We start from the raw sequence: 10,152 nt of genomic DNA, 5'->3' as shown, positions 1-10,152 counted from the left end.
AGCTGTAAGCTGTAAGCTCGATGCGGCCTCTTAGTTAAATGGATATAACGGCCCCCTCCTAAGGGGCAGTTGCAGGTTCGATTCCTGCAGGGGCTACCAATAAAATCAATGAGTTACAAATTAATTTGTTCCCCATCTTTTTTCTGTGTAGCACATGTGTAGCAATGGTGAATAAAATTTACTATGTATATCATTGCTTAAAAGTCTTAGCCTTAAGATTTTAAATAAGAAACCTTCACCAGTTAAATAATCTAGTTGTTTACTCTAGCGATATAAGTACTTAGTATGAATTAACTCAATAAAATAAAACTAGTTCGTCTATTCGTAAAACACACGTAAATTTATACATCATTATAGGGAAATAAAATGGGTAAAATTAGCCATCCAGCTACAGTCTCAAGCGAGTTTAATATAGATATAGCTTTAATTGAGAAGCTTGGGGTAGTAAATGTACTGTTGAACACCGATACACAACTTTTTATAGATCCTATGTTGCTAGAGGAAAGCTCGCACAAAGAAATGAGAGAAGGGGCATCTAGCTCATATAAGAAACGATTCAATAATATAATTAAACTACTCTCTTTATCAAAGTTAGAAGATGATGTCCCTTGGCGAAATGCTAAAAGATTATTTAAATTTTCAGAAATCAGTTGGACTTGTTTGGGGTATGGCACAAGCGTTCGTGGATCTGGTTTCGGTAAAGATTTAATAGCATCAACTTTAGATACTGCTGCTCAAATAGTTTCGCTAGGTGTGGATGATGTTGATTTGTTTATGGCTTTAGCGCTATTTGAGGAAGGTATTGGCCCTGATCGTATTAGTGATATGACGACTAATATTATTATTAATGACTTAATTGATTTTTCACTAAATATAAATAAAACTCTAAAAATACCAACCAAAGAGTTCAAGATTGATGGTAGTAAATACAATCTTGTTGAAAATCCTTATTCAGGCCAACCAATATTATTTGTTCCAAATGATATTGTACGTGACTTACCAATAGCCTCTGATTGGAGTGATATATCTAGAGTTGTTAGAGAAAATGAGGAACTGAGAGAAAAAGTTAATCACCACGTTGGCGAGGTTTGGTCAACTATGACTCGGAGACAAAAGGACCGATTAAAAAAGGCAGCTTTAAAAAGTAAAAGCTCTTTTCAACAAGTGATCGATATGATTAGAGAAGTATCGCCTAACCCCTATGACTTTAAAAGTGATCGTAATGGGGAAGCTTTTTGGACTGAGTTATTACAAACGATTCCAAAATCCTACCCCTTTGATTTATCTACATATTCGCAAAGAGTTTTGACACCTAAAGAAGTGTTAGACGTTGTGAATAAGATTTTATCACAATTCCAAGAGTTGATAGAGAACAAAGGCTTATGGAAAGAACTGTGGGATGAATCTGGTAAGCCAAGAAAAGAAAAAGCGGCTCAACGTTTGTTATTTTCTATTGCTTATAGTTACTGTAAAGCTAATAATTTAGATTTGTCACCAGAAGCAGATTCAGGTAATGGCCCTGTTGATTTTAAGTTATCTCAAGGTTCTGACTCTAAAGTTGTAATAGAAATTAAGTTATCAACTAATGGTAGCTTAGTCCATGGGTTTGAAAAACAGCTTGAGATATATAAAAGGGCTGATGATACAGATTTGGGTATATTTTTAATTGTAGATGTTGGTGGTATTGGCAACAAATACGCTCAAGTCCAAAGAGTCCGAGACGAGTTTTTAAATGAATATGGTACAGCTTCAAAAATCTGGTATGTCGATGGAAACCAAAGAGCTTCAGCAAGTAAAAGAATTTAATATATAATTTCAATTAAAATTAAGTACAGTTATTTACAGAACTCCAAGTAAGACCCTTTTTGCCATTCTGGCAAATGGTAAGCTAAAGGCTGTTTATAGATGTGAGATGATATTTAATATGAGCTAAAGCTTAGCTAAGAGCTTTAGCTATTTGAAATGTTATATTTAACTGCAATTCCATTTAAAAGAGATAGCTTTAGCTCTTTTTAGATAATAGGGAGCTCTAGCTAACTCGTTTCAGCTTTGGGTTATGCCTTTTCTACCTTCCATGAATAATGCCTTGTGATTATGGCTTTACCAGCGAACCACAAGCCTTTTACTTTGAGAATGAGTTCACCATCGTAATAGCTTTGCAAGCACTCGCCAGTTTCCTCAGCGATGTTTAAGTCGTAATGTAACCTGATAGGTCTATCTTTTAGCTTTTTGTGTAAACCGCCCATAGCGAGTATATAGCCTTTCCAATCGCTATTATCCGCAGCAAAGCGAGCTTGCTCTAATAAGCTATCTTCTTTATCCTTAAACATTGAGCGTAAACGTCTTAATTCGCGCCATACAGAAACGCTAGCACCGCCAATTTGTTGAAACTGACGAATACACCAACACGATGCCCACGCATCAATACGTTGCGCTACAAGCAACGAATCGTTACCGAACCTATCTTCACCTACACCTTCACCATCTATATTTTTCGCTATGTATTTTAAAATATAGCCAGTTGCAGAGCCTTTGTTTGGGTCTATTTGTTTAAAGTCACAACGGTTTTCCGCTGCGCCTTTTTCGTCACCATCTACTTCTAACGCATAATGGCGAATAATTTCTTTTAATGCGTCTAGCTTTTCGCTTTCAATAAAAAACAGCATATGCCAATGCGGTGTTCCATCATGTTGTGGCTCTGCTACACGAAAACCATAAGGCGCAATATTTTGACGTTTAAACTCTGCGCGGGCTTTTTGCCATTGGTGGTTTAAATAGCTATTGGCTTCATCAGGCATAAAACCTTCCCACTTAGGGTTAGCAGCTCCCGACTTTGAAAAAGCACGATGGTACTTAGAAGGGCAGGTAACCGTAATAAAAAGTGCTTCATGTCCTAGCTCTTTCGCTAGGTCTTCAAAACCTCTTGCTCTACATAGTAATTCGTCTTTTCGTATCTTAGGGTTTGATACATTTAGGTCGGATATTTCTTTTAATGAGTAGCGTTGCCCATGCTCGTTAAGTATGTAAGTAGAGCTAAGCAGCTCGTCATTTCGTTGGCGCTGAGTAATGCGATTTTGAGTTGTTATGTTGCTCGCATAAATTTCTCTTTTTCTGTTTACGAAATTTAAATGTAGGGCTGCTTTTTCGTTTGCTTGAGTAATGAGTTTACGAAACTTTCGTAGCCACCAACGGTTATCGATATAGCGTTTTATACAGCCTGATATTTTAATGTTGTTTTTAGGCTCTATAGGCGAAACACCAAACTTAATTGCGTAGTTTGATAAAAAATCAAAAAGGGCTTTTTGCTTAGCATCAGCGAATTCGCCGCTAATTTCGGTATTAGTAGAGCGAATAGCAGCGGATTTTTCGCTTTTGGTTTCGCTATCATTTGTTTTACTACTACGAAACTCATGCGAAACGGTTCGCTCTAGTTCGCTATCATTTCGCTGTTTGTTTTTAGCTTGATAATAAAGGAAGTTAACTTTTTCGGGGTTAATGGCAATTTGGCGGCAATAGTTTGCACACTCTTTCGCTATGTTGTTGATGTCATCATCAAAGCAAAAAAATAGGTGAGCGAGCTTTTTAGGTAAGAGTTTATAAAGCTTATTTGTTGTATCTAAAACATGGCGATTGCGCTCAAAGTTATTAGATTTATTAAAAGCATCAAATAAAACAGTACTTTTAATTTTATTAGAAAATGGTGCTAATCTTTTCGTTAAAAACGCCGCATCGTACTTATCAACAAGTGCTAAATACGGCGTTAAAATATCGTCTTGTTCATTAATCGCTTTTGCAATTAATGTTTCTCTAAAAGTACTCATTGACTATTTGGGGTTAGCGTAAGCAAACACAAAATCACGCCCTTTTTTAGTCAAAAAGTAATGTTCATATTTAACGCCAAAGTGATAAATTATTTCACTTGTTACCAGTTCTTCGTTAACTAGTTTTCCAAGAGAACGAATATCAAATTTAAACGGCCGGCCATGCTTATTAACGTAAGTATGTAGGCCGTGCTTTTGCCTATATGAGTAACCAATTTCACGGCAAATTTCGAAATAGGTATTTTCCAATGATAACCAAATTAGTAGTCGAGTTTGCTCATTAGTTAACTTAGGCATGATCACCCCCATAAGGGTTTTGGCCTAAATGCTCTAAGCGACAAAAGTTATTTAACCAGTTATCTAAATCATCTTTTAAATAACGAACAGTGCGACCAATTTTAATAAATGGTGGGGCAGGGGTTCTGTTGGTGCGATTGCCTTCCATACGTGATTGACGTAAGAAAGAGCGGCTCATACCGATATATTCTGCTGTTTCTATTTCTGATAATGCGCGTTTGTTTGTGGTGGTTGGCATAAGTGCCTCCTGAGTTATTAACGTTTCAGGAGGTGTTTTACAATGCAGTTTTTTTTAAATGAGCTAATTCAGGAATTGAATGAACTTATACGGGAATTTTAAATGTTGTTGTTAGGAAAAAGTTCTTTTCTAACTTTAGTTAGCCTATTTGAGAAAGAACTAAAGCTCATTGGTTTTTTTGGTTTACCGCTTCTATCTTTCCAAGTTATATGAGTGGCTGATATTTCAATAAGTAAATTATGTTTATCAAATACTCTGTACTCTTGAAGGTCATCTAATTCGCGCTCAAGGTTACGCCAATAGCCTTTTGCTGTGAGTTCTGGTTCTGCAGCAACAAGCCTAATTAATAAATCGTAAAAATCATCAGAACGTGTTTTTATGAGTTTGATTAGATACTACAAGCGGGGTAAGTGATGGTGTTATTTCTATCGGTGATTTCATCTGCGATTCAGCAATACCCGCTTTAACTAGTTCAGAATGTAAAATGCAAATATCGGCTAATTCAAAATTAATCCCTACTGAGTAAAACTGTACCTTAGGTATTTTGGCATCAAACTCTTTTTCATATTCGCTTGGTTTAGATTGCTTTTTACTGAGTGTTTTAATGCTACTCATAGCATTTTTGAGGGTATGCACTATGTGTTCTTGCTCTTTTGGAAACAGCTTTGCAGGAATTCTGTCCCAACTAATATTGCTGGGCTGCTTTGGTTGCCATGTATGTAAAAAGGCATTAGGTGTTTTTGAATCAAAAGGATAGTCATAATCTGCGTTAATTATCTTATCTTTGTTCAGTAACCAGAAGTATTTACAGTTAGTTTTATGCTTTGAGAGGAGTGTTACCTGATCTTTCTGAGGGATACTTGCAAAGCCACTATATTTGACAGAGGCATATCCAATAAAGCTATTACCCTTGGCCCAGCCACCGATAATGAATTTATTATCGGTGAGTCTAAAAGCTAAATCGAGCTTTGAATTTTCAACTAAATAAAGTACATCACTAAAAGATAAATCGAACCGTTTTTCTAGTTCATCTAGTCGGTAATATTCTTTTTCAATCATTAATGAATTCCGTTTAATCTTTTGCGTTGACTCAAATATAAGGCAAGTTAAAACAACTATAGCTTATTGTATTTTGTAGCTTTACCTTTACTCAAGGAAACAGGGTATTTTTGAGCGTTTAAGTCAATTTTTTTAGTTGCACACTCAAGAATATCAATCCCCAACTTGTCACTAATTTGTATTAAGTAAAGGAATACATCAGCTAGCTCTTCTTTCACAGATGTTAAAGTTTCTTCATTATTCTCTAGGTATGACTCATTTTCAGATAGCCATTGGAAATGCTCAATTAACTCCCCAGCTTCACTAGAAAGTGCCATAACTAAATTTTTCGGAGAGTGAAATTGATCCCAATCTCTTTCTCGTGAAAAATCTCTAAGCCTGATTATCAACTTTTCTATTTCTTTGCTTTTCATATAGTTCTCTAACAGCATCAATTGTTAACCAAGGTCGGTTTCTATGAATCATTCTATGGCAGTTTGCACATACAATTGCAAGATCATCTGAGCTTGTGTTTACTACACCGTCCTTGGATATATCAGCTAAAGGGTTTTTATGATGACATTCAGCATACATAAAACCTCTTTCTCCATAAGTTTCATAAAAGGAAAAACCACATACTTCACAGCATAAATCGCCTGTTTCTTCAAAAGTTAATCGTTTTTTTTCTAGAGGGGCTAGCGAATCTCGTTCTCTTCTTTTGTGTAAGCTGTAATAAACCCTCCCTTCAGTGCTGTATGTAGGCTCTTCTTGTTCTTTTAAGATATTTTTTTCTGTTTTAGTTTTTACCTTATCTTTAGGTTCTTTTAATTTTGTATCAAGAGGTACTATTTTGCCGCTTGCGCCTATAGAAAGGATAATTGCATTAGAGTAGCCAACATCAAATGTATCAGGTCGGATTTTAATGTTCTCTTGTTTATCTATTACTTTGAAATTAAATCTGTGGGGGTATAGCTTGTCTGGCCAGTGATAGGTGGCCGCTTCATATGGTTCTTTCGTTACTTCGGTTACAACTAACTCGTCTAAGTTACATTTAAATTGATTAACATCGGAGCAGAATTTTGGGAACCAACCTGGTTTCTCACCCTCATCTTTAGGCCAAGACATTTTATGGGCAAATAAAACAGTGTCTCCTAGTTTTATCTCATAAAATCGTTTGTCATTTTTTGGTATCGAGTCAAAGCCCCAAATCCCAGTTTCCATACCTAATAAATAATTGGGTAAAATTGCCTTGTTACCACCAACATAAATAAGCCAAATTCTTTTTTCTTTTGCTAATTTCAATTTACTAATCCTTTATTTTACATGCACTATAAATATACATGTAAGGAAATACACAATCTAGTGTAAGTGATTGCTTTTGCAAAACTAATTTCAACCAATTAAATTAACAGCAGCGGCTTTATGTTCTGGCGCTAAGTGCGCATATCTTAGCGTCATTTTTAAATCACTGTGGCCTAGTAATTCTCGAACTGTATTCAAATCAACACTTGCCATTACTAGCTTACTTGCAAAGTGGTGGCGTAAGTCATGAAACCTAAAATCGGTAATGTTTGCATCTTCCAACAAAGCCGCCCAATCGTATCTAAAATCTAGTATTCGTTGTTGATTGCTATCTTTAAACACATAGCCAACATTCCCCGATAGCTTTTGCCAATCACTCAACACATTAAACGCCTGCGTATTTAAAGGTATGTGGCGAGTATTACCCGATTTAGCATTTTGAAAATCAACAGTTAGTACTTTGTTTTCTAGATTAATGTTATTCCAATTAAGCGATAGAATTTCGCCTTTACGCATACCTGTATTAATGGCGAGAATAACGATAGTGGTAAGATGCTTAATATCGAACTTAGCAAGACTTTCACGTAAACGGGATTCTTCATCTTTTGATAAATAGCGAACTTTTGCGTTATCTACAGTTTGAGCCTTAACTTTTTGTAAATCGTGGCTATCAATTACTTCCCATTCAACCGCGCGACTTAAACAGCCTTTAATTAAATTTAGTTGGCGGTTTGTAGTTGCTGGTTTAATACCATCAGCTAAGCGCTTATTTCGCCATTTTTCCACTTCCCATGCTGTAATAGCTGAAAGTTGAAAGTCCATAAATTTGCTAAAAGCTGATTGAAATGCTTTTTTTGTTTTATCTGCTGTTTTGGGGTTACGAGATAAAAGCCAAGGGAAATATTTTTCGTCTAAAAAGTGTTGCAGGGTGGAGAGCTTAGCCTGCTTTGTTTTAATGCGGTCTTGCTTTTTTACTTCGTGAACATTAATCCCTTTGGTTACTTCAGCGATTTTATTTTTAGCTAAGTCTCTAGCTTGTGCGGGAGTAATTTGCCCATCATAACCTAAGTGATAATTTACTTGTTTACCCTTGTGCCTATAAAACAAGAAGTAGGAGATTGCTCCAATACTAGAAATGCGCGCATGGAAACCTGTGACTTCTGTATCATTTAATCGTTTATCTGCTGGCGTTAAGCTTTTAATACTCGACAATGTTATTTTTGCTTTGATTGGCATGCGGCTTTTCCTGTGTAGCACATATGTAGCAGGTGCATTGTGCCGCAAAGAACAAGGACGAACAATGGTGTATTGTTTTTTTGTTTTTTAATTAATATAAAACAACAGGTTAATTGTTTTTTTGTTTTTGATTGTTCATTGGGGTTTATAGAAATACATTAATAAAATGCACTCCTAAGGGGCAGTTGCAGGTTCGATTCCTGCAGGGGCTACCAACCAAAAACCTAATGCAATATTAGTAACTCTTTTGTGCCTGCGTAGGTCGGATAAGCGAAGCGCCATCCGACACAGTAAAATACCTTACCAATTATTATCAATATTTTATGTTGCCGAGTGGCTGGGTAGTGCCAATAACAGCGATTAGTTAGTCTGATAGTAAAAACTGCTATCAGAAACTTTTTGAACAATATCGAATTCCAAACCTATATGGCTATAATCACCAGAAGTTGGAATAGTTGATTTATGGTTAATTACGATTCCCCAATGGTTATCGCTTATACCTCCAAAGATTATGTTGAGACTCTCTTCGTTTACTCTCGTGATTGCAGCAACATTATACTTAGCCATCACCTCTCTCAGAGCCTTAGTAACTTCAGATAATGCCAACATTTTGGGAGCTTCTTCAGGCTTGGATAGCCTATAGTCACCTGACGGGATAAATCCTGCTTGTGTGGATGGGTAGTAGGTAATAAGCTGCGTTGGACTATAAAACGTGTTATTTATGCGAAAAACATGTGGTGCCGTTTGCTGGACAATATAAAGATTTGTATTTTGTCTCAACATTTCAACTTCACTCTTTGAATCCACTAAAAACTGCTTTATCAGCTCAATTCGTTCTTTTTTACATTTTTGCTCCTTGCATATTGAGATGCTTGGCAAATTAGAAAGTTGCTTCTTATTAATATTCAGGAACCTACTTCCTAATACCCCAAAATTAAAATTTGCAAAGGCTTGCTTGTCATTATTATTTACGAAATTCGTTGGGCGAACATCCAACAGACTAAATGGAAAGAATGAAGGAAGGTATGCTAGCTGTTTATCCGTTTGGGGAAGCATCTTGTCCGCATGTTTAAGCAGCTCTCTGTACTCGCTATCAATGTCTTCGTTGAAATAGGATGGCATATTTCCATAAGCAGACGTCGCAACGATTAAACTGCAACACAATAAAAAAGTTCTCATCATTTGTTATTTCAAATCCCTATAAAATAAAGAGTCATTATAATGGTATAGCATAATATTATTTAACAATGAAGATTAGCTCAATGTCCGTAATTCGCTCTTTGTCGAAGTTCGGCTCAGTGCCATTTCCGGACGTTCGTAACGACTCGTTAAAAGCCAACTGTTTTTGTCCTTTTAAACGACTTCTTAGCAGTTGACTTTACCTAGGTTCGCCTGCCTTTATTAACGTGTACCGCTCATCTGTCCATGAGAATTCCGATAGAGCAAGAAAAACGGCATTGTACTTTTTTAATTTTTCAACAGATTCTAATGAAAAACAGCCTCCAACAACTATTAAAGTATCTTGGCTCGGCTCTCCAAACTTTTTTAATGCTTTTTCTGTAAGGTTACTTTTTATCACATCTTTTCTATTATGTGGAAAAGTAATCAAAGTACATTTTTCAGAAAACTGAGATTCACAAGCTGCCGCTAAGCTCTTGTACTCAGTTGGTACACGATCTTTAATAATATGTGCTTCAATGCTTCTAATTATGCGAAATTTCATATCGACTGCTAACGCCCGCATAAACTGCGGAACATGTTGGACGCTTTTTTGCGTCATTTTCTTTTAAGCAAAAAATCGGACAATGTGGGGCGTCAGATTTAATGCGCTTGTTAAACTTATAATCGGGTTTGCTCATCTTTCGCTGTTAGTTTCTCAGAATGCTTGATGATTTCTGTGGGAAGTCCAGTGGTGCAGTACAAAAGCCTAACAAACAGAAATCCACATACTTTGCCTAATTTGACAGTAACGTATTAGACCATCAGATCTAACACGTTTCTGTCCAACAACGAGTTTACCGGACCGTCCGCTTATAGCTCAAAGCCGCCCTTAAAAAACCTAAGATACCAATAACTACTGAGTTAAAACGTTAGCGAACAAGTAATTTTAACGCCTAAGTATTTTTTAACTAAAAACAAAAAAGCGAGTAAATATAAATCTACTCGCTTTAAAATTTTGACAGCTGACAGCTGACAGCTGACAGCTTACAGCTTACAGCT

General features: G+C 36.2%; 10 protein-coding genes and 1 tRNA gene. 2 read left to right on the top strand and 9 right to left on the bottom strand.

All coding sequences use genetic code 11. The features are described 5' to 3' along the window. The first annotated feature begins 24 nt into the window (after positions 1–24). Together CWC04_RS12595 and CWC04_RS12590 are read left to right on the top strand one after the other, a co-directional pair. A tRNA-Arg gene (locus CWC04_RS12595) sits at positions 25–99 on the top strand. A 267-nt stretch (positions 100–366) separates the two neighbouring features. Next, on the top strand, positions 367–1,806 hold the full coding sequence (locus CWC04_RS12590) for a DUF8370 family protein (RefSeq protein ID WP_138685589.1): 1,440 nt from the start codon (positions 367–369) through the stop codon (positions 1,804–1,806). Positions 1,807–2,054: 248 nt separating this feature from the next. On the opposite strand, the gene CWC04_RS12585 is transcribed toward CWC04_RS12590, so the two are convergent. The 9 genes from CWC04_RS12585 to CWC04_RS12545 form a co-directional block, all read right to left on the bottom strand. Continuing rightward, complete coding sequence (locus tag CWC04_RS12585) at positions 2,055–3,821, bottom strand: replication endonuclease (protein ID WP_138685588.1); 1,767 nt, start codon at positions 3,819–3,821, stop codon at positions 2,055–2,057. Between the two features lie 3 nt (positions 3,822–3,824). Beyond that, a complete protein-coding gene (locus CWC04_RS12580) occupies positions 3,825–4,118 on the bottom strand; it encodes a hypothetical protein (protein ID WP_138685587.1) in 294 nt (97 codons plus the stop codon). Then, a complete protein-coding gene (locus CWC04_RS12575) occupies positions 4,111–4,356 on the bottom strand; it encodes a helix-turn-helix transcriptional regulator (RefSeq protein ID WP_138685586.1) in 246 nt (81 codons plus the stop codon). Before CWC04_RS12575 ends, CWC04_RS12580 begins: the two co-directional genes overlap by 8 nt. Before the next feature lie 363 nt (positions 4,357–4,719). Beyond that, positions 4,720–5,415, bottom strand: a complete 696-nt coding sequence (locus CWC04_RS12570) for a hypothetical protein (RefSeq protein ID WP_138685585.1) — start codon at positions 5,413–5,415, stop codon at positions 4,720–4,722. Between the two features lie 56 nt (positions 5,416–5,471). Beyond that, entirely contained in the window at positions 5,472–5,828 is a 357-nt protein-coding gene (locus tag CWC04_RS12565) for a nucleotide pyrophosphohydrolase (RefSeq protein ID WP_138685584.1), read from the bottom strand. After that, on the bottom strand, positions 5,788–6,696 hold the full coding sequence (locus CWC04_RS12560) for an HNH endonuclease (RefSeq protein ID WP_212747129.1): 909 nt from the start codon (positions 6,694–6,696) through the stop codon (positions 5,788–5,790). The genes CWC04_RS12565 and CWC04_RS12560 overlap by 41 nt, the downstream gene beginning before the upstream one ends. A gap of 90 nt (positions 6,697–6,786) precedes the next feature. After that, positions 6,787–7,932, bottom strand: coding sequence for a site-specific integrase (locus tag CWC04_RS12555; protein WP_138685583.1), 1,146 nt, complete (start codon positions 7,930–7,932; stop codon positions 6,787–6,789). Positions 7,933–8,292: 360 nt separating this feature from the next. Next, positions 8,293–9,114, bottom strand: coding sequence for a hypothetical protein (locus CWC04_RS12550; protein WP_249326146.1), 822 nt, complete (start codon positions 9,112–9,114; stop codon positions 8,293–8,295). Positions 9,115–9,310: 196 nt separating this feature from the next. Continuing rightward, positions 9,311–9,655, bottom strand: a complete 345-nt coding sequence (locus tag CWC04_RS12545) for a hypothetical protein (protein ID WP_249326144.1) — start codon at positions 9,653–9,655, stop codon at positions 9,311–9,313. Positions 9,656–10,152 lie beyond the last annotated feature (497 nt).

The organism is Pseudoalteromonas sp. S2893 (assembly GCF_005887105.1).
GTDB classification, from domain to species: Bacteria; Pseudomonadota; Gammaproteobacteria; order Enterobacterales; family Alteromonadaceae; genus Pseudoalteromonas; species Pseudoalteromonas atlantica.
This window is presented reverse-complemented; position numbering and strand designations above follow the sequence as displayed.

Excerpts from the sequence above, each read along its gene's own strand:
- CWC04_RS12580 (WP_138685587.1), bottom strand. The coding sequence starts at position 4,118 with ATGCCTAAGTTAACTAATGAGCAAACTCGACTACTAATTTGGTTATCA.
- CWC04_RS12570 (WP_138685585.1), bottom strand. The coding sequence starts at position 5,415 with ATGATTGAAAAAGAATATTACCGACTAGATGAACTAGAAAAACGGTTC.
- CWC04_RS12565 (WP_138685584.1), bottom strand. The coding sequence starts at position 5,828 with ATGAAAAGCAAAGAAATAGAAAAGTTGATAATCAGGCTTAGAGATTTT.
- CWC04_RS12550 (WP_249326146.1), bottom strand. The coding sequence starts at position 9,114 with ATGATGAGAACTTTTTTATTGTGTTGCAGTTTAATCGTTGCGACGTCT.
- CWC04_RS12575 (WP_138685586.1), bottom strand. The coding sequence starts at position 4,356 with ATGCCAACCACCACAAACAAACGCGCATTATCAGAAATAGAAACAGCA.
- CWC04_RS12545 (WP_249326144.1), bottom strand. The coding sequence starts at position 9,655 with ATGAAATTTCGCATAATTAGAAGCATTGAAGCACATATTATTAAAGAT.
- CWC04_RS12590 (WP_138685589.1), top strand. The coding sequence starts at position 367 with ATGGGTAAAATTAGCCATCCAGCTACAGTCTCAAGCGAGTTTAATATA.
- CWC04_RS12555 (WP_138685583.1), bottom strand. The coding sequence starts at position 7,932 with ATGCCAATCAAAGCAAAAATAACATTGTCGAGTATTAAAAGCTTAACG.
- CWC04_RS12585 (WP_138685588.1), bottom strand. The coding sequence starts at position 3,821 with ATGAGTACTTTTAGAGAAACATTAATTGCAAAAGCGATTAATGAACAA.